Origin of the sequence: Candidatus Leptofilum sp. (genome assembly GCF_965223525.1) — a bacterium.
Taxonomy (GTDB): Bacteria; Chloroflexota; Anaerolineae; order Promineifilales; family Promineifilaceae; genus Leptofilum.
In genome coordinates, this window is record NZ_CBDCWX010000004.1 from 1,073,947 (window position 1) to 1,092,114 (window position 18,168).

General features: G+C 54.9%; 17 protein-coding genes. 12 read left to right on the forward strand and 5 right to left on the reverse strand.

What is annotated here, in order from left to right; genetic code table 11:
* Positions 1 to 8: 8 nt before the first annotated feature.
* Positions 9 to 833, reverse strand: coding sequence for an alpha/beta fold hydrolase (locus tag ACOQPM_RS04720; RefSeq protein ID WP_420628077.1), 825 nt, complete (start codon positions 831 to 833; stop codon positions 9 to 11).
* 160 nt (positions 834 to 993) lie between these two features.
* Here ACOQPM_RS04720 and ACOQPM_RS04725 point away from each other — a divergent pair, with 160 nt between their 5' ends.
* Positions 994 to 1,989, forward strand: coding sequence for a YheT family hydrolase (locus ACOQPM_RS04725; RefSeq protein ID WP_420628078.1), 996 nt, complete (start codon positions 994 to 996; stop codon positions 1,987 to 1,989).
* On the opposite strand, the gene ACOQPM_RS04730 is transcribed toward ACOQPM_RS04725, so the two are convergent.
* Entirely contained in the window at positions 1,981 to 2,460 is a 480-nt protein-coding gene (locus ACOQPM_RS04730) for a GNAT family N-acetyltransferase (protein ID WP_420628079.1), read from the reverse strand. The genes ACOQPM_RS04725 and ACOQPM_RS04730 overlap by 9 nt on opposite strands.
* Before the next feature lie 154 nt (positions 2,461 to 2,614).
* Between ACOQPM_RS04730 and ACOQPM_RS04735 the strand changes: the two genes are divergently transcribed.
* The 8 genes from ACOQPM_RS04735 to ACOQPM_RS04770 all read left to right on the forward strand — a co-directional run bounded on the left by ACOQPM_RS04735 (position 2,615) and on the right by ACOQPM_RS04770 (position 13,202).
* A complete protein-coding gene (locus ACOQPM_RS04735; protein WP_420628080.1) occupies positions 2,615 to 5,089 on the forward strand; it encodes a sensor histidine kinase in 2,475 nt (824 codons plus the stop codon).
* Positions 5,086 to 6,153 carry a LysM peptidoglycan-binding domain-containing protein gene (locus tag ACOQPM_RS04740; protein ID WP_420628081.1) on the forward strand — a complete coding sequence of 356 codons (1,068 nt, stop codon included), beginning with the start codon at positions 5,086 to 5,088 and terminating at the stop codon, positions 6,151 to 6,153. Before ACOQPM_RS04735 ends, ACOQPM_RS04740 begins: the two co-directional genes overlap by 4 nt.
* Before the next feature lie 10 nt (positions 6,154 to 6,163).
* A complete protein-coding gene (locus ACOQPM_RS04745) occupies positions 6,164 to 8,887 on the forward strand; it encodes an NACHT domain-containing protein (protein ID WP_420628082.1) in 2,724 nt (907 codons plus the stop codon).
* 177 nt (positions 8,888 to 9,064) lie between these two features.
* Positions 9,065 to 9,886 carry a TlpA family protein disulfide reductase gene (locus ACOQPM_RS04750; RefSeq protein ID WP_420628083.1) on the forward strand — a complete coding sequence of 274 codons (822 nt, stop codon included), beginning with the start codon at positions 9,065 to 9,067 and terminating at the stop codon, positions 9,884 to 9,886.
* Positions 9,883 to 10,329, forward strand: a complete 447-nt coding sequence (locus ACOQPM_RS04755; RefSeq protein WP_420628084.1) for a copper resistance CopC family protein — start codon at positions 9,883 to 9,885, stop codon at positions 10,327 to 10,329. The genes ACOQPM_RS04750 and ACOQPM_RS04755 overlap by 4 nt, the downstream gene beginning before the upstream one ends.
* 60 nt (positions 10,330 to 10,389) lie before the next feature.
* Positions 10,390 to 11,034 carry a pyroglutamyl-peptidase I gene (gene pcp / locus ACOQPM_RS04760; protein ID WP_420628085.1) on the forward strand — a complete coding sequence of 215 codons (645 nt, stop codon included), beginning with the start codon at positions 10,390 to 10,392 and terminating at the stop codon, positions 11,032 to 11,034.
* Positions 11,021 to 12,052, forward strand: a complete 1,032-nt coding sequence (locus tag ACOQPM_RS04765; RefSeq protein WP_420628086.1) for a TolB family protein — start codon at positions 11,021 to 11,023, stop codon at positions 12,050 to 12,052. Before pcp ends, ACOQPM_RS04765 begins: the two co-directional genes overlap by 14 nt.
* 184 nt (positions 12,053 to 12,236) lie before the next feature.
* Entirely contained in the window at positions 12,237 to 13,202 is a 966-nt protein-coding gene (locus ACOQPM_RS04770; protein WP_420628087.1) for a WD40/YVTN/BNR-like repeat-containing protein, read from the forward strand.
* 136 nt (positions 13,203 to 13,338) lie between these two features.
* On the opposite strand, the gene ACOQPM_RS04775 is transcribed toward ACOQPM_RS04770, so the two are convergent.
* From ACOQPM_RS04775 to ACOQPM_RS04785, 3 genes are all read right to left on the reverse strand, one after another.
* A complete protein-coding gene (locus ACOQPM_RS04775; protein WP_420628088.1) occupies positions 13,339 to 13,752 on the reverse strand; it encodes a hypothetical protein in 414 nt (137 codons plus the stop codon).
* An 18-nt stretch (positions 13,753 to 13,770) separates the two neighbouring features.
* Entirely contained in the window at positions 13,771 to 14,055 is a 285-nt protein-coding gene (locus ACOQPM_RS04780; RefSeq protein WP_420628089.1) for a hypothetical protein, read from the reverse strand.
* 148 nt (positions 14,056 to 14,203) lie between these two features.
* Positions 14,204 to 15,433 carry a hypothetical protein gene (locus tag ACOQPM_RS04785; protein WP_420628090.1) on the reverse strand — a complete coding sequence of 410 codons (1,230 nt, stop codon included), beginning with the start codon at positions 15,431 to 15,433 and terminating at the stop codon, positions 14,204 to 14,206.
* Between the two features lie 134 nt (positions 15,434 to 15,567).
* Between ACOQPM_RS04785 and ACOQPM_RS04790 the strand changes: the two genes are divergently transcribed.
* The 3 genes from ACOQPM_RS04790 to ACOQPM_RS04800 all read left to right on the forward strand — a co-directional run bounded on the left by ACOQPM_RS04790 (position 15,568) and on the right by ACOQPM_RS04800 (position 18,154).
* Entirely contained in the window at positions 15,568 to 16,485 is a 918-nt protein-coding gene (locus ACOQPM_RS04790) for a formylglycine-generating enzyme family protein (RefSeq protein ID WP_420628091.1), read from the forward strand.
* 1 nt (position 16,486) lies between these two features.
* Positions 16,487 to 17,044 carry a metalloregulator ArsR/SmtB family transcription factor gene (locus ACOQPM_RS04795; protein ID WP_420628092.1) on the forward strand — a complete coding sequence of 186 codons (558 nt, stop codon included), beginning with the start codon at positions 16,487 to 16,489 and terminating at the stop codon, positions 17,042 to 17,044.
* Between the two features lie 180 nt (positions 17,045 to 17,224).
* Positions 17,225 to 18,154 carry a hypothetical protein gene (locus ACOQPM_RS04800; RefSeq protein ID WP_420628093.1) on the forward strand — a complete coding sequence of 310 codons (930 nt, stop codon included), beginning with the start codon at positions 17,225 to 17,227 and terminating at the stop codon, positions 18,152 to 18,154.
* Positions 18,155 to 18,168: the final 14 nt, after the last annotated feature.

The window sequence follows — 18,168 nt, forward strand, 5'->3', positions numbered from 1 at the left end:
TTGCACACCTACCTCAAAAACTGCCTCGCAATCGCCTGCACCTCAGCCTGCTTCTCGATCATCGGTGCGTGGCCGCATTCAGGCACAATGTGGGTTTGGCTATTGGGAAATTGTCCAGCCAGCACCTCCGCATCGCTGGGCGGCACCACGCCGTCATTTTCGCCCCAGATCAGGCAAATTTCGTGGTGGAGGTTTTTGAGGAACGGCCGTAAATCATGAAACGCCGACGCCTTCAACACATCCGCCGACTGCCGCGCCAATTCATAATCCGCCAGCCGCCTATCCCACACCGAATCATCAATTGAATCTGGATTGTAAAATGGCGTCTTGATTTGCCGCCGCACCCAGATTTTGGATTGCGAAACGGCCGATCCCAAATCAATCAGCCCCAGCCCCACCCCAATGCGCTTCACGAATTCAGGGTAGCCGCCAGATGACAGCACCGCCGGGGCTAAAAGCAACAGCTTTTCTACCTGCTCCGGATAATCTCTGGCATAAGTCACCGCCAGCGTGCCGCCAAATGAATGTCCCAGCAGCACCACCGACGGCAAATGGAGCGCCTCACAAAACGCTGCCAGCCACTCCACCAAATGCGGAAAATTGTACGGTGTGGTTGAGGCGGTGTAGCCAAAGCCGGGAATGTCTGGCGCAATCAGCCAATGTTCATCTGCCAACTCGTGCATCATCTCACGGAAGCTGTCGGCAGAGGTAGACATACCGTGCAGCATAATGATGGGACGGCCGTTTCGCTCGCCAATCTCATAATAACTGGTGTGAATGCCGAGGGCATCTGTCTCAAATCGGGGAACTTGAGGGTAAGGATAGTTGGACATAGACAGAATCTTATCAAACTTGGTCAGATTCGGAAAAAGAAGATAATTTTGCCAAAGAGTTCACAGAGGATGCTCTTTAATTTTGGCAACAAATTAGGGCGAATTACCGCGAAAGATTCGAGATAATTCGCTGCCTTAAAATCAAAAATCACACAAGAGAATGGCTGATTTTCAACTAAATCCATACACACCCACCAAATGGCTGCGGGGTGGCCATGGACAAACCATCTTTGGGCGGCTGGTGCGACGCAAAGATGGCATCATCTTTCATCGTCGTCGCCTGGATACGCCAGATGGCGACTTTATTGACATTGATTTCCCAGAGGTAGCAGGCCATTTGCTGCCAGAGGATGCGCCGCTGGTGTTGTTGCTGCACGGGTTGGAGGGCAACGCCCGGCGCGGCTACGCTTGCGAAACGTACCGCCGTCTGGCAAAGCTGGGCATTCGCAGCGTTGGCATCAACTACCGCTCGTGCAGTGGCGAGATGAATCGCAAAGCTCGCTTTTACCATTCCGGCGCAACGGATGATGTCGCTTTTGTGCTGGAAACGCTGGCAAACTGGTTCCCCAACAGTAGGCGGGGGCTAATTGGCTTCTCGCTGGGGGCAAACCAAACGCTAAAGTTTTTGGGGGAACGGGGTGTAGGGGTCAAAGATTGGGTGGAAACGGCCGTTGCCGTCTCCCCACCCTTCGATATGAAAAGCAGCTCCGCTTTGATGGAGCGAGGATTTTCCCGCTTTTACACCCGCTACTTTCTACATTCTCTACACGAAAAAGTGAGGGCAAAAGCTGATTCGCTGGCTCCGGTGGTGGATTTAGACAAAGTGCTGGCTGCCAAAACGTTCCGCGAATTTGATCATTACGGTACCGCTCCGTTAGCCGGTTTTCTCGGCGCCGATGATTATTACGAGAAGTGCAGCACCGCCCAATTTTTGCCCCACATTCAGGTGCCCACGCTGCTGCTACGCGCTCTAGACGATCCCCTTTTTGAGCCAGACGATGTGCCTTACGACACAATCGCGGCTAATCCTTGCCTCACGGCAGGCATTACCGCGCAGGGCGGGCATTTGGGCTTTGTAGAGGGACAACCCGGCAACCTCAACTGCTGGGCTGAACAAGAAGCCGCTCGCTTTTTAGCCGCTCACCTATTACCGTAGGGGCAGCCGCATCACCAGTTCGCCATGATCTTCTTTGCCCGTGTATTCAAAGCCCAACTTTTCGTAAAACGGCCCAGGATTGCCGGGCAGCTCTTTGACATGGCTAACCAACAGTTCTTTAGCGTCGGGACGCGTTTTGACGTACTCGACGAGATGATCTACAGCTTTACGGCCGTATCCCATCCCCTGAAACTCCTCAGCCACCATTAGCCGCCACAAAAAGTAGACCGGCTCCTCCGGATCGTCAAACAACATGATGAACCCCACCGGTGTCTCATCTGCATAAATGCCCCGGAACCACGCCTTTTCTTCAAAATGAGCCTGGGCAATGGAAACCGCATTGTTGGCCACCATCTCTTCCTGTGGTTTAGATACCTTCATGTTGAGAAACGGCCGTAACGTCTCCTTCGTAATTTCTCGCAAAGAAACGGCCGCATCCCGTCCCGGTTTTTTTTCTGCCTCTTTTGTCATATCAAATTCCTCTGAAACCTTGTCACCCGTTCACCCCTTCCTCCCGCACCTTTTACTCCTCTTTCACCACCAGTACCAATACACTCTGTTATGCTATAATTTGCTTCTTAACTTTAGATGCTTTTTCCTGCACCAGCAGGTTTTTACCATACCCATGACGTTGTTACCACAGATTATCCAGCTTCTAACTGAATCCCCCGGCAACATTGTCTATCACTTGGTGACGCTTTTTGCTCTTCAGACGGTGCTAGGGATTACTTTGAGCCAGTGGCGGCGCAACAGACAAGACAAAACGGCCGTTCGCACCGCCCTCGCCGCTGCTTTCCTCATCGCTGGCCGATTGATCATCATGATCGCCAGCTTGCTCATCATCAACAACGACGTCTCCTCCATAGTGATTTTGCCGCTTCTGGAGCAGACGATTAACACGGTAGCGGCCGTTTTCCTCCTCTGGGCCTTCATACCTTCCCCACAAAAGCTGCCGCGCCTTGGACACATTTTGCTGCTGCTGGCTCTGTTGATGATCGGCATCATGGGCTTGTCGTTTGCCCAAGCGTGGGCTGCCCAAGTTGCCGATGCCCCCGTGCCAAACCAACTACCCTACAACGGTACGCCACAAGCCACCATTTGGGGGCTGGTGCAGATTGTGTTGCTGGCAGTTGGCTTGATTGTGACCTTGGTGAACGGCTGTCTCCGCCCCACCTTCCGCCCCTTCATTTTAGGCTTGCTGCTGCTGACCCACCTGGCCCACTTCTGGAACTACCCTGAACTCATCCCCTCCGGCACCGACATTCCCTACTGGATTCGCCTCGGCTACCTGGCTGCGCTGCCGCTGTGGGCCATCATGACCTATCGCGAATCGCTCGCCCCGCTGGTGGCTTTGCAGCTAAACACCCTGCCTGCCCACCAACAGCTAAACCGCTCGCTGGCTCTCGCTGCTAATGTCATCGAGACAGACAACCGTCGCAGCCGCCTGCAAACTGCCGCCGAGATGACTGCCCGCCTCACCGATGCTGCCTTTGTGGGCATCGGCCTAAAGCCCGACGAAGCACCAGACACCATCCGGCTCATCAGCAATTTGCCCCAGCCGCAAACCAACGCCCCCCGCACCTGGCAGCTCCATCTGTCCGATTGGGAGCCGATGGCCCAGCTTATGCAGTCTGGCAAAAGGCGGCATCTACCCCTCACCGGCTCTAAAGCGCGGCTGGTATATGCTTTGTACGAAGCGCTAGGCATTGGCGCGCTGGGGGGGCTGCTGCTAGAACCGCTCAAAGCGGGAGATGAAATAATTGGCTTGATGATTTTGGCCTTGCCAGACGGCCGTATCCAATGGCCCACCTCACAGCAAAAAATGTTACCCGGCCTGGCCAAATTTGTGGCGCAGGCTGCCCTCCACGGCCAAACCCAGCCCGCCCCAACACCGCCGCCGCTGGAAACGACCGTACCAGACACTCCCCTGCCCAGCGAAACCGACCCCAATTTAAGCGGCCGTCTCATCGCCCTAACTGAAGAGCGCGAGCGGCTGGTGCAAAATCTGGAAATTGCCAACAATCGGCTGCTGCAAGCCGAAACCCGCGCCGCCACCGCCACCCGCCGGGCTCAGGATTTAGCTGCTGCCCTGGAAGAGATAGAAACCCTCAGTCGGGATGAAAAAATCAATGCTCTGGAAGAAGAGATCGCCACCCTGCGCGAATCGCTCATTGAAGCAGAAGAGGCAATGGCGCTGGCCGCTGCTGGCGAAGGCGGACTCAGCACCGAATGGGTGATGCTCACCATCACCCGCTACTCTGGCCAGCTTGAGGAAGCCCAGGCACGCATTGCCCAGCTAGAAAGCGAACTCGCCAAGCGAGAGCGCGGCCTGTCTGACGACATGCTCATTTCGCTGATTCAGGAATTGCGAACCCCCATGACCTCGATTGGCGGCTTTGCCGACCTGCTGCTGGGTGAAACTCTGGGTATTTTGGGCGTGAAGCAGCGCGACTTTTTGCAGCGGATTCAAGCCAACACAGAGCGAATGGGCAGTTTGCTAGAGCAAATTTTACAGCTTACGGCCGTACAAGAACCCCAAGCCACCCCGGAAGAAGAGATGGTCAACGTACGCGAAATGCTGGAAACAGCTGTCAACGGCGTCGTCAGCCATTTGCGCGATAAAAATCTACAGCTTGATCTGGACATTGATCAGGATTTGCCCGCCCTGCCCGTCAGCCGCAGCGCCTTGCACCAGATTTTCAGCAATTTGCTTAGTAACGCGTGTCTGGCCTCCGGCAAAAACGGCCGTGTGGTTGCCACCGCTTACGCCCAGGCCATTTCCGACAGCAAACACAGCATCAACGAAACCATCCGCTTCCTGCAAATCAACATCACCGACAGCGGCAGTGGCATTCGCCAGGAAGATTTACCCTACGTCTTTGACCCCAACTACGATGCGAAACGGCCGCTCATCGCCGGGCTGGGGGACACAGGGGCTGGCCTCTCAATGGCCTACGAACTCACCAACAAACATGGTGGCCGCCTCTGGGTAGAAAGTGAGCCAGGCAGCGGCAGCACCTTCTCGCTGCTCTTCCCCATCGCCCCAGAGCCGCACATGCCCGCAGATGTGCCCAGCAACGGTAGCCAAAGACAGCCATGACCGAACAAACGCTCCCCTCCGGCAGTTGGCGCACCCATCTGCTCATCACTGGTGGCGTGCTGTTTACCGTCTTTCTGGCACTTATTTTGGCCCAGCTAGATGGCCTCCAGCGGCAAATTTTGCCCTCGCCAATTGCCGTCGCCATTAGCAATCTCAACGCCACGCCCACCAACACTCCCCTACCTGCCATCCCGCTGGCCTCTGCCACGCCCACACCGCCCGGTGTACCCTCCATTTCAGACGAAAATGGCATTTTGCCGGGCTGCAATACCACCCCGCTCGATTGGGTGCTGACCCCAATTAGCGAGGGTGAAACCTTACTCTCGCTTTCCGTGCGCTATAACCTGTCTGCCGAAAAAATTCGGCTGGCCAACTGCCTGCCTAACAACAGCTTGCTCAGCAGTACCGCCCTGTACCTGCCAAATCCAGCCGCGACGCCATCTGCCACGCCGATATGCGGCCGTCCGCCCAGCAATTGGGTGCTTACCACCGTGCAGCGCGGCCAAACCCTTTTCCGTTTGTCCCAACGCTTTAACGTGTCGGTTAACGCCATCGTCCAGGCCAACTGCCTAATCTCTATCACCCTGTATGCTGGCCAACCCATCTACCTGCCTGGTGCAAACATCATCCCAGCAACGGCCACAGCCACGCCTACTGCCACTAGCACCGCGACGGCAACAGCCACAGCTACCTCAACCGCTACCAGCACCAACACCCCCACCGGCACTGTCCCGCCGCTGCCCACCGCCTCTGCCACGCCTACCAGCACGACTACAGGCACAGCAACGGCCACACAAACACCATCACCAACCGCCAGCAGTACCCCAACTGCCAGCCTCACGCCCCCGCCTAGCAGCACACCAACGGCCACAGCCACGCCAACCACATCACCCAGCAGTACGCCCGTACCTAGCAACACGCCAACGGCATCACCCACGACCATACCCAGTAGCACACCAACGCCATCGGCCACGCCCACTGCGACCAACACAGCCACGGCTACGCCAACCAATACACCCACAGAGACCCCAACGGCCACCAGCACCCCAACCCCCACGCCGTAGGAGAGTTAGCATGTCTTTGCTCAGTTTGCCCGACCAAATTAGCCACGCTTTTAGCCTGGATGAGCTACGCAGCCTCTGCTTTGATTTGAACATTCGGTACGAAAGTTTGCGTGGGGAAACGATTGATGACAAAGCGCTGGCTTTGGTGCTTTACTGCGAGCGGCGCAGCTTGACTGACCAGCTCTTGGCTATTTGTGCTGAGAAACGGCCGTCTCAAACCTGGTCACGCGCTCAATTTCAACCCGCCAGCGATGCCGTTCGCCAAAAATATGTGGCGCATCTGCAAAATCGGTACCAATATCTGGATTTTCGCGGGATGGGGCCCGCTAGCGAGCAACCGATTCGCCTGCCGCTGGATGCCGTGTATGTGCCGCTGAACGGCCGTATCAACCGCACCCTCACCCGTGACCACAACCAGCCCCCGCCCATCCAGCCACTGCTCACCCTGCTGCAACAAAAAGATGGCCTCATTGTGCTGGGCAACCCTGGCAGCGGAAAAACCACCTGGCTCAAATATTTGGCACACCAGCTAGCCAGCGGGCATGGTGAGCAACTCGGCCTGGGCAACCGGCTGCCGCTGGTGCTTTCGCTGTCTGCCTACGCCACTGCCCTGGCTGGCGAAGACATGCCGCTCCCCCAGTTTTTGGCCGACTTCTACCAGGCCATCGGTTTTGATGCGCCGCTGGACGGCCTGTTCCAGACCACGCTGGCTGCGGGCAACGCGCTCCTGCTGCTAGACGGCCTGGATGAGATTACTGATCCTGCCCTCCGCCATCTCGTCAGCAGCCGCCTGCTCGACCTCTTTACCATCCAGCGGCAAAATGGCAACAAATTTGTCATCACCAGCCGCCCGGCCGGGTATCAGGGAGCGCGCCTGCTGGCAGATGGCCTACTGGAATGCACCGTCGTGCCGCTAGATCACTCTCAAATTGAACAGTTTGTGCGCCAGTGGACGGCCGTCCTCACCCCACAAGATTCACCAAAAGCATCCGCTACCCAGCAAAACCGCTTGCTTACCTTGCTGGATGAAAATACGGCCGTGCAGGAATTGGCTTCGATTCCGCTGCTGCTCACCATTTTGCTGCTGCTGCAACGGCAAGGGACGCTCCTGCCCCAAAAACGCATCGCCCTGTACGATTTGTACCTGCACACCCTGCTGCTCCATTGGCAAACCGGTCGCAGCCTGGATCGCCCTCCGCAGAATCAATTTTCACCAGAGCAAATGCTCCAACTTTTGCCCCCGCTGGCACTGTGGATGCACGAAACCAGCCCACAGCGCAGCCAGGTGCCAACGGCCGCATTGCAGCAGCAGCTAACCGCGCTGCTGGCCGACCAAGATGATCCGGCACCCAGCACCAACGCCGCCACCTTTTTGCAAATGCTGCAAACCATCACCGGCCTGATGATCAGCCCCGCGCCCAACACTGCCGGCTTTTTGCACCTCACCTTTCAGGAGTACGCCGCTGCCCTCGCCCTGGCTAATTTGGCCGATGAAACGGACACCGTGCCTTTGCTAGCCGCCATCCAGGCACGACTAACCGACCTCGGCTGGCACGAGGTCATCTTGCTGACGCTGGGCATTGTGGCGCAGGTGCAGTTCCGCCCCAATTTAGCCAACCAAATCTTGCAACAGCTATTGGCAGAGGCAAATCCGGCGGAAGATGGGGAAACGATGCTGCTATTGGGAGAGACGGCCGTTCTCCTGCACACCGATTTGAGTGAGGCATTGCAAACGGCCGTTCCCCAAGCACTTGTCCACACCACCACAACGGTGCGTCGGCCAGCCAGCCAGCGGGTGCAGGCGGGGCAATTATTGGGTCAATTGGGCGATCCCCGCGCCGACGTGCTGACGCTGGAACAGGCTCTGTTTTGCTACGTACCGGGCGGCTCATTTTGGCTCGGCCGCGCCGATGAAGCCACCCTCTACAATGGCTTGCCAAATCCGTATTGGATAAGCCAATTCCCAGTAACGCAGGCGCAGTTTACCCAATTTGTGGCCGCAGGTGGCTACAGCCAGCCAGAACTGTGGCCGGAGGCGGCTGCCGTTAACCGCTGGCGACCGGGCGAGGTGCAGGATTGGGCACAGCGCGGCTGGCGCGCAGAACCATTTGCGTACGGCCGTCCCTTCAACCTGCCCAATCATCCCATCGTGGGCATCACCTGGTTCGAGGCGTTGGCATTTACGCGCTGGCTAACACAACATTGGCGCGATTCTGGCGTTTTGCTCGATGGCTGGCAGGTGCAGCTCCCCACCGAAGTCGCTTGGGAAAAAGCCGCGCGTGGCGGTTTGCAAATCCCCCAATGGCCGATGATTGTGTCGGCTGCCATCGCCATGGAAAATCCGCACCCTACCCTGCAACTTACCAAAAATCCTGCCCCGCAACGGCCGTATCCCGGCCAAACCAGCCTCACCCCACAAACCGCTAACGTGAACGAAACGGCCGTGGCCACCAGCAGCGCCGTTGGCTGTTTCCCGCAGCCATCCCCTGTAGGTTGCCAGGAGATGTGCGGCAATGTGTGGGAATGGACGGGGAGCCGTTTTCGGCCGTTTCCGTATGATCCAGCAGACGGCCGTGAAGACCCAGACGTGAAGCTGTATGAAGAGATGGTACTGCGCGGCGGGGCGTACTGGAGCGACACCCGCGCCGCCAATGCTACCTTCCGCGCCCGCCGCAGCCCTAATGACCAAAACAGCAGCTACGGCTTCCGCCTCATGATGCTAAAACAGCGGTAGGGACAGACCCCCGTGTCTGTCCGATATGAGCATCCTACCCTGACAAAGCTGGGCACACACGGGGGTGTGCCCCTACAGGAAAATCTCCCTATGCACAACCGTTAAATTAATGTTGTTGTCCACGCCATTTCCCTTTGCTACAGTTCATTCATGATTAAACTACGGATTTTTCTACTTGTGTTCGCTATTTTTCTGGTGGCATGTGGAGGGGCAGATGAGGCTATACAGGTGCAGGATGCCGTTTCGCCCATTCAAATTATCCGGATGAGCGCGGATACGGCCGTTGGCAATCCGCGCATTGTATTTGGCCTGTTCGATGGTCCCGACGCGGTTGCCGATGCCCAAAGCGTGGCGCTAAGCATGGCTGAGGTAGGCGAAGCAGCAGCTGAACCAATCTGGCAAGGCTCCGCCGAAAATTACAGCGACTACGAAGTGCCGTACTGGGTAGCCCATCCCACTATTCCCAGCCCCGGTTTTTGGGGCATCACGGCAGAGGTGGTTTTGGCAGACGGCCGTACCGTCACCAGCCAGTTCACCATTGAAGCCAAAGCAGAAAGTGAGGCAGTGAGCGCGGGCGAAATGGCACCATTAAGCCTCAACCGCACACTAGCTACCGAGCCAGACATCTTCAAACTCAGCTCCGGCAACGACCCAGACCCCGCCTTTTACCAACTCACCGTGGCCGATGCGGTGGCCAGCGGCAAGCCAACGGTCGTGGGCTTCATCACCCCTGGCCTGTGTGAAACAAAATGGTGCGCCCCCGTCCTCAACAGCGTCGCCACCGTGCGCGAGCAGGTGGGGGATGCTGTCAACTTCATTCACATCGAGGTGTATGAGGATTTCCAGGCACTGACCTACGTGCCAGAGATGGCCGAGTGGGGTCTGGAAACAGAGCCGTACATTTTTGTACTGGACGGGGATGGGCAGGTGACAGCTAGTTTGCCGGGGCCAGTTTCGCCCCGCGAACTCTCACAAGCCCTGGATGAGGTTCTGCCGTGAGAAAATTTTGGCTGATTTTGTGGGGAGCGGCCGTTTTTGTGTTCATTCCCACCGTTTTTGCCCATGCAGAACTGGTCTCAGCCATGCCAGAACCGGGCAGTACCATCGCTGAACTCACCGAACTGCGGCTCACGTTCAGCGAGCCAATTGGCCTCAACGGGCAAATTCAACTGCATCAAAACTTCATTTCGGCGGCAGATTTGCAGCCGGTAGTGGAAAATGAGAGTGAGTTGGTAACGGCCGTTCCGCCCCTGCCAGATGGCGTGTACACGGTGCAGTGGTCAGTCATCAGCGCCGATGGCCACCCTATCCGCGGCAGCTACAGCCTCGGCATAGACGGCAGACCGGGTCATGCGAATCCCACCCCCTGGTTTTTTGGGGGGATTTTGCTAATTTTGGGAATGGGAACGGCCGTCTGGCTGCACCGCAAGCAATCAACCTAGCGGTTCTTTTTTTACCGCAGAGGAAAAAGAGAACAATCTCAAAAATCTCTGTGATCTCTAATGATGAAATTTCTAGTTACCGGATTTGAACCATTTGGCCAAAGCAGCATCAATCCCTCAGAGCAGGTGGTGCGGCATTTGGCTGCGATGCAGTTTGAGGAATTTGGTGTGGCAACGGCCGTACTGCCCGTACATCGCACTCGTGGGTCAGAGGCTTTGATAACGGCCGTTCTGCAAACCCAGCCAGACGCCATCATCTGCTTGGGCGAAGCAGGCGGTCGCCACGCTATCTCCATCGAGCGGGTCGCCATCAACTTGATGGATTACGGTCTGGCCGATAACGACGGTCAGCTCGTGCAAGATGCGCCCATTGAGCCAGACGGCCCGGCCGCATATTTCACCACGCTACCCGTGCGCAAGCTGATGCTGGCGGTGCAAAACGGGGGCATCCCGGCGGAACTTTCGCTGACGGCCGGAGCCTATTTGTGCAATCAGGTGACTTACGAACTGCTGCACTTTTTGGCCAAGCAGCAGCTAGATATGCCCGCTGGCTTTGTGCATCTGCCCTTTTTGCCCCAGCAAGCGGCCGTTCGCCCCGGAAAATTCCCTAGCATGGCCTTGGAGACGATGGTAACGGCCGTTACCACCATCCTTACCACGCTTCATACAAAATTATGCGGAACAATTACCAGTGCAAGAAAATAATAGCAATTCAAACAAATTCAGCTCGACACCAACAAAATGGGTCGTCTTGAGCACCGCTCTTTTCTTCACCTTTCTGATCGCTTATCTCGTGCTTAGCTCTACAGCTAACCTTTCGCTGACCTCTCAGTCAGAAAATGAGCCAGCTTCACGCCCCCTTATCTTGCTTTATCTAAAGGGAGACGAAAGCCAAAAACAACTCCATCAATATGATTTTTCGAATGGATCTAACTTGGCCCTCGATGTTTTCTTGCAGGGCGAGTCACCCGACTCGCTGGTCTGGCGCGATAAAAATCATGTCCTCTTTGTTTCTGCACAACAAGACTTTATCGAGCTCAATCTGGAGTCTGGCAAGGCAATCGTATTGCAATCTCATCAGAGGTCTTTATTTAGAAAGTACAGGAGTATGGTCGGCTCGCTTGACTGGTGCTCTGGAATTGAGCGCTTTGTCGTGACAGGGACTGGTGTTTCGCCAGATTTTGGTTGGGTAGAAATCTTAAATTCATCTGGCGAGCTGGACGAGACGGTCTCAAACCGATCAGGGTATATGGATATTGCTTGTTCCCCTGACAGCAGTTCGGTAGCAGTGGTTGATACAATTAATTCAGGGGGGTTGGTGAGCGTGTTGGGCAATACGCCACTGCCACAAGTCACTGAAAATGAAGACATATTTCTGACCATTGTAAGCTTAGCAGATGGTGAATCCACACGACTTACACAAGATGGTTTTGTTATTCAGCCCAATTGGTCACCTGATGGGTCGCAGATTGCATTTGTCGGGCAATTTAAGACCGATGCTTATGAAACGCAAATCTATTTGATCAATTTGGATACTAAGGAAAGAGAAGTTTTGACCAGCTTTGAAGATGCGAATCTCGCTACGCCAGTGTGGTCACCTGATGGAAAAATGATTGCTTTTGTTAAGGATGGCGACATTTGGCTCATTCAAATTGAAACGGGGGAAATAACCCAGGTAACAGAAACGCCAGAAGAGGAATCTGCCCCAGTTTGGCATCCATAACTGATCTCAGCCAGATGACGATCCTGTCCCAATGGCCGATGTGTGGCCTAGAACGTTTTGATTAAATAAAAGCACGCCTATCTTCCCAAACAGTTGGCAGTCGCAAAAAGTTTATGCGACTGTCAACTTTGGTTTTTGGAGACTTTTAAAGTTTCGGAAACTTCAAAAGTCTGGAGCAATCGTTATGGAATTATTTTTAGCAACGCAAAATGGCGTCTTGCTGGCGCATAATCGAACCGGAAATTGGCAAACTGAGGCGCGGGGGTTGAACGGCCGTATCGTCACCAGCATCATCGCCCGCGAGGGGGTGATTTTGGCGGGCACTACCGAAGGCATCTTCCGCTCCGATGATTTGGGGGCAAGCTGGTACGCGCAAAGCAACGGCCTGACGGAAAAGCACGTCCGCTGGCTAGCGTATCACCCAGACATCTCCGATTTGGAGTTTGCCGGGACGGAACCGGCTGCCCTCTTTGTCTCCCGCGACGGCGGCGAAAATTGGGTGGAGCGGCCCGAAGTGGCAGAATTGCGTGACGAGCACGGCTGGTGGCTGCCCTACTCGCCAGAAGCGGGCTGCGTGCGCGGCTTTGCCTTTCATGGGCAGCACACTTTTGCGGCGGTGGAAGTGGGCGGTCTGCTCTGCTCCGACGATGGTGGCGACTCCTGGCAGCTGGCCGACGGCAGCAACGGCCGTCCCGAATTTGGCACGCCGCCAGATGGACTCATCCACCCAGACGTGCATTCGATTGTGGTGCATCCAAGCAGCCACAACTTGCTCTACGCGCCGACGGGCGGCGGTTTTTACCACTCAAACAACGGGGGCGTAAGCTGGCAGCCGCTGTATGCCGATTGCTATGTGCGGGCGGTCTGGGTGAACCCGGCCAACAGCCAGGAAATGGTGTTGGGACCCGCGGAGAATGCTGGGGGAAGGAACGGCCGTATCGAGTACACAACCGACGGTGGGCAAACGTGGCAACCGCTCACGGAGCCGCAGCCCCGCAACATGGTCGAGCGCTTTGTCCAGGGAGATGACCAGCTTTTTGCCGTCATGTCCAACGGCTCACTGTGGCACGCCCCGCTGCCCAGCCAATCCTGGAGCGAAATCTTATCCCCCGCCACCAAAATCGAAGCTGCCTGCCAGAAGTTGGGTTAGTAATTCAGCAAAGCGAAAAAATTAAACGTATTAATCCAATATTGCGACAAGAATGTTAGTAAGGAAGTTGTTGTTGCAATTCTGGAATAAGGGTTTCCACCTCATCACGATTGGTTAATTAAGGGCTTAATTAAAATCACTTTTGCAGGCGACGCAACCCAATGAGCTGCAAGATGGCAAACGTGGCTACCGCCTCGGCTTGTAAGCCAATAAACCATCGCCCAGCCACGGTAAACAGCGACCAGCCCAGACCCAAAAGCAAAAAGCTGCCAATAACCCAGGCAATATCCATGCCGGAGATGAGCCGCGCTTGCTGCAGATCGTTGGCTGCAGCACGGTACACCATGACGCCAAAAGGCAGCAGGCCCAGCCCCACAACAAGCACGCTCCAACCAGGGATTTGCGGCCCCAAGAAGCGGGCAATTGGCCCAGACGCCACCACAAAAGCCAATCCTGTTAGCAGCGAGAAGAGCGCATTGGCTTGTAACGCACGGCGCAGAAAAGTTGCACGGGGATGTTGTTGATTAGATGAGAAAGATTGTGTTTGCATGTGATTTCCTCCAGAGATTTATGCTTTTAGATGAAAACGATTGTAAAAATAGCGGCCTGTTACCAAATAGATGAACAACATTGCTAAAGCACCAAGCAAAATGCCGTGCGTTGATAATGCCTGAATACTATGCTGCACATGAAACAACAGCAGTGCAACAACAACATTTAGCAAGGCATAACCCAAGTTTGCCATTGGCTTATAGCCAAATGCGCTTAAAAAACGGATTTCAAACAGCCCAACGAGCAGGTGAGGCATCGCGTTCATCAGAAAAAAGCCAGTCAAAAAATCAATCAGGGTCAATTCCATTTGCATTCCTCCAAAACTTTTTGTACAGAGACAATGCAAAATTACCTGTTTAGGCTGTGCCAAGTCTATGAAAAGTGGTGCCAAACAGTGCCAAATTTGGAGAAAGGTTTGCGGATATTGGGAAAGCGGAAAGAATCCGCGGCTACTCTGGGGGGGGCGGTTGAGAAAGGCGGCGGGAGCGTTCGCGGAGGTCGCGGGCTACCAGGCGGGCAGCGGCCGTTTGCCAATTGTACAAGGTGCGTTCAGGTACCTGGCGGCGAAACCAGTCAAGCACTTCCTGGTATTCCTCATTTTGAATGGTGCGGCGGCTGTACGGCCGTAACCCCACCACATACGGAAAGTAGAGCGCATTGTAATGTCGCCACGCATCTGTCGTGCCAAATTCACCGCCATCGCGGGGCTGCAATTTGGCAATGCTCTCGGTGAGCAACGTTTTTAGCTCGGCCGCGCGCGCCAGGGTGCCATCCGCCCGCCCATTTTGTGAGAGCCGATTAGACACCAAAGGGAGGCGAGTGAGCGGACTGCTGGCCAATTTTGGCAAATTGCCCATCTGGCTTAGGGCCCGGCGCGTGAGGCGCTCAAATTCAGCAGGGGGTAAATCCAGCGGGTTTTGTGCAGTCTCTAGCCGCTGAGCCACGTCATCTTCAACACGCTGTGCGGCGCGGGATTGGCGTAAGGCGGGTGCATTAACGAAGGCAATGCGATCAATAAGTGATTGCACAGGATCAGAAAAGGTTTGGATGAGCACGGAAGCAGCAACACTGGTGAGCAGCAAACCAACGAGCGGAAAATTCAGGCCAATCCAAAAGTGCATTACCAAAATGATCTGCACGCCAAAAATGAGCGCAGTGAAAAATGAGTAATCTAACGCCCGCAAAAAGTGGTAAAACCAGGCTTCGCCTTTGTCCGAAGCGTCGAGCTGGATGATGACCAGGCCGAAGATGAACAAATCGAGGCCGATGACCGTTGCCAACCAGGTGGGTATTGTTTGGCTGCCGGGGATAATGATCATGCCAATGGCAATGCCGTACGCCAAAATGCAGGCCAGGCTTAAACCAAGCAGCAGTTGCTGACGGCCGTATCGCGCCACCCAAGCCTCTCTATTAGGAATAAGCCACACCATCGCTGCCAGCCAAAAGAGCGCAGGCAACACCACAAACAGTCGCTGCAAGCGGTACAGCGTCAGCGCTAGGCTAGCCGATGGCGCAAAAGTCCCCAACAACGTGGTGACAATGCCCGCTGCAAACGCCAGCATGCCCGCCCCTGCCAGCCAAAGCTGCAAGCGGCTTGTGTCGCGGGCGATGAGGTAGCAGCCTAGCCAAAAGGTGAGGAAAAAGAGGAAGGTTTGCCAAATCAGGCTGGATAAGCTCATAGGCAGATTGTACGCAGGTGAAGCCGCCAAAAGCAAATTGCAGATTGACAAAGTCTCACTATTTAGATAACATTCTATTTAGATTTCTGTCTAAGTTACAAGGGCTTGATTTTAGAAACCAGTGAGGGAAAGAAATGGGTACCGCGACGGTGTTGTTAGATGCGTTGGAAGACGAGGAAACGGCCGTCACCCAACGTCTAAAAATCGGCCAGGAACTGGCAAAAATGGATGATCCGCGCCCCGGCGTTACTGTACAAAACGGCCTGCCAGCTATTGCCTGGCTGCCCATCAGCCCTGGCGGAGAGCTGATGCTGCTGCGCCATTGGCAGCCCGACACGCCAGATCAGGCGGAAAGGTTCAAGCAAATTGGCCCATTTGTCGTAGAGCCATTTTACATTGCCAAATATTTGGTCACCCACGCCCAGTATCAGGCGTTTGTGGAAGCTGTGGATGGGTTTAGGAACCTGCTCCGGTGGGCGGGGTTCCCAGAAAGGTTTCAGCGGCAACCGCTGGCTAACCAGTACAACGAATGGCCAAACCATCCGCGCGATACCATTTCCTGGTATCAATGCGTTGCTTTTGCCCGCTGGCTTAATTATCGGCTTACCGGATTTTCGCTGCCCCATCCCAGCAAGGCCCATCAATTGGTAGTTGGCGAAAATGCTCAAATTCGCCTGCCAACAGAGTGGGAATGGCAGTGGGCGGCACAAAATGGTGATGAGGAACGGCCGTATCCCTGGGGTGACGCACAGCCAAATTTTGCTAACACGATTGAAACTGGGCTGAAGCAGACAACGGCCGTAGGCATGTTCCCTCATGGTGCGGCCGCCTGTGGTGCACTAGACATGGCAGGAAACCTAATGGAATGGTGCCTTAACGATAAAGTTAATCCCGCCAATACCAACATTGCCAGCAAAGGCAGCAAGGTGTTGCGGGGTGGTGATTGGGGGTACAATTTGCAAAATGCAACCACAAAGTATGCCGATGACGACAAACCGCACGCCCTGGATGCGCTGAACGGTTTTCGTCTTGTCCTAGGGTCAATTTTATAAAATGGGTGACGAACAGTTTCAGCAATTATTGCGTTTTTTCAAGGTGTTAGGCAACGAAAGCCGCCTGAAAATTCTGGGTCTGCTGGCCAATCAGGAACGGAGCGTGGGCGAATTGGCCGCGCTGCTGGAGCTGCGTGAACCAACCGTTTCTCACCACTTGGCAGCGATGAAAGCGCTGGGGCTAATAAACGGCCGTGCCGAAGGCAACAACCGCATTTACTGGCTGGATGTGAAATTTCTGGAAAACATGAGTAAGGATATTTTGTCACAGGCGCAGCTTGCAAACTTGGTAACAGACGACAGCACCCAGGCCTGGGAGCAGAAGATTTTAAGCAGCTTTGTGGTAGACGGCCGTCTCGCCCAACTTCCCGCCCGCTACAAAAAACAGTTCGTCGTCATGAAATGGGTGGCCAACCATTTTGAACCCGGCGTGCGCTACCCCGAAGCCGACCTCAATGAAACGCTCAAGCAGTTCCACCCCGATTTTGCCTCTCTACGCCGCTACCTTATAGACCACAAGCTCATGACCCGCGAAAACAACATCTACTGGCGCATCTAGCCCGCCCACAAATTAACCTCCCGCAGGCTTGTACCTGTACAATGTTTGCGAATAAACCCTGCGGGAGGTTGAGGGCAATAGTTGCCACTTGACAAAGTGTAATAAATACACTATACTTCTCACATCTCAATTAGTGTAGATAATACACTTATCTCAGATTGAACAAAAGGAGCCTCAACTATGAGTAAATTTCCCAGCTTTTATGATCCCAACCGCATTGGGACGCTGTTCTACCCAGATGTTGCCACGATTGCCGCCGAGGCAACGGCCGTTGGCCTGAAACCTGCTGTTGAAGATAAAGAAGATGTCCATTTGGTCATCATTGATATGCAAATTGATTTTTGCCACGAAAAAGGCAGCCTCTACGTTCCCGGCGCAATTGGCGACATTCAGCGCACCATCGAATTTATCTACAACAATGCCGAGCGCATTACCAACATCACCTGCTCGCTGGACTCTCACCTGCCCCACCAAATTTTCCACCCCGCCTGGTGGGCAGATGAAGCGGGTAATCATCCCGCCCCGTTCACGCTCATCACCTACGATGACATTAAGCAAGGCAAGTGGCGACCACTGGTTGCGCCCGTGCAATCTACTAACTACGTAAAAACGCTGGAGCAGGAAGCCAAAAAGCAGCTCACCATCTGGCCCTACCACGTAATGATTGGCAGCATCGGCAATGCGCTAGACCCAGAGTTGTTTACGGCCGTTCTCTACCACAGCATCGCCCGCAAAACCCAACCAACCTGGCTCACCAAAGGCAGCATCCCGCTCACCGAACATTACTCCATCATCCAGCCAGAGGTGCCGGTCGCCAATCACCCGATGGGCGGCAAAAACAAGCCCTTCCTGGATACGCTCTCCAAAGCAGATGTTGTCGTCATCGCGGGCGAGGCTGAAAGCCACTGCGTACTAGAAACGGTGGAAGACTTGGTGGAAGATTTTGGTAGCCAACCAGAGGCGTTGCAGAAAATCTACTTCCTGCGTGACTGCACCTCCCCCGTGCTGCACCCGGACGTTGATTTTCACGCCATCGCCCAGGCGCGCTTTGCCGAGTTCGAGAAGCAGGGCGTCAACTTCATCAACAGCACAGACAAGCTGCCCTTTTAAGAAATTGGCTACGG

What these genes read in the sequence shown, in the direction of transcription:
- ACOQPM_RS04720 (WP_420628077.1), bottom strand. Translation starts at nt 833, where the DNA reads ATGTCCAACTATCCTTACCCTCAAGTTCCCCGATTTGAGACAGATGCC.
- ACOQPM_RS04790 (WP_420628091.1), top strand. Translation starts at nt 15,568, where the DNA reads ATGGGTACCGCGACGGTGTTGTTAGATGCGTTGGAAGACGAGGAAACG.
- ACOQPM_RS04730 (WP_420628079.1), bottom strand. Translation starts at nt 2,460, where the DNA reads ATGACAAAAGAGGCAGAAAAAAAACCGGGACGGGATGCGGCCGTTTCT.
- ACOQPM_RS04795 (WP_420628092.1), top strand. Translation starts at nt 16,487, where the DNA reads ATGGGTGACGAACAGTTTCAGCAATTATTGCGTTTTTTCAAGGTGTTA.
- ACOQPM_RS04745 (WP_420628082.1), top strand. Translation starts at nt 6,164, where the DNA reads ATGTCTTTGCTCAGTTTGCCCGACCAAATTAGCCACGCTTTTAGCCTG.
- ACOQPM_RS04785 (WP_420628090.1), bottom strand. Translation starts at nt 15,433, where the DNA reads ATGAGCTTATCCAGCCTGATTTGGCAAACCTTCCTCTTTTTCCTCACC.
- ACOQPM_RS04725 (WP_420628078.1), top strand. Translation starts at nt 994, where the DNA reads ATGGCTGATTTTCAACTAAATCCATACACACCCACCAAATGGCTGCGG.
- ACOQPM_RS04800 (WP_420628093.1), top strand. Translation starts at nt 17,225, where the DNA reads ATGAGTAAATTTCCCAGCTTTTATGATCCCAACCGCATTGGGACGCTG.
- ACOQPM_RS04735 (WP_420628080.1), top strand. Translation starts at nt 2,615, where the DNA reads ATGACGTTGTTACCACAGATTATCCAGCTTCTAACTGAATCCCCCGGC.
- ACOQPM_RS04740 (WP_420628081.1), top strand. Translation starts at nt 5,086, where the DNA reads ATGACCGAACAAACGCTCCCCTCCGGCAGTTGGCGCACCCATCTGCTC.
- pcp (WP_420628085.1), top strand. Translation starts at nt 10,390, where the DNA reads ATGATGAAATTTCTAGTTACCGGATTTGAACCATTTGGCCAAAGCAGC.
- ACOQPM_RS04770 (WP_420628087.1), top strand. Translation starts at nt 12,237, where the DNA reads ATGGAATTATTTTTAGCAACGCAAAATGGCGTCTTGCTGGCGCATAAT.
- ACOQPM_RS04775 (WP_420628088.1), bottom strand. Translation starts at nt 13,752, where the DNA reads ATGCAAACACAATCTTTCTCATCTAATCAACAACATCCCCGTGCAACT.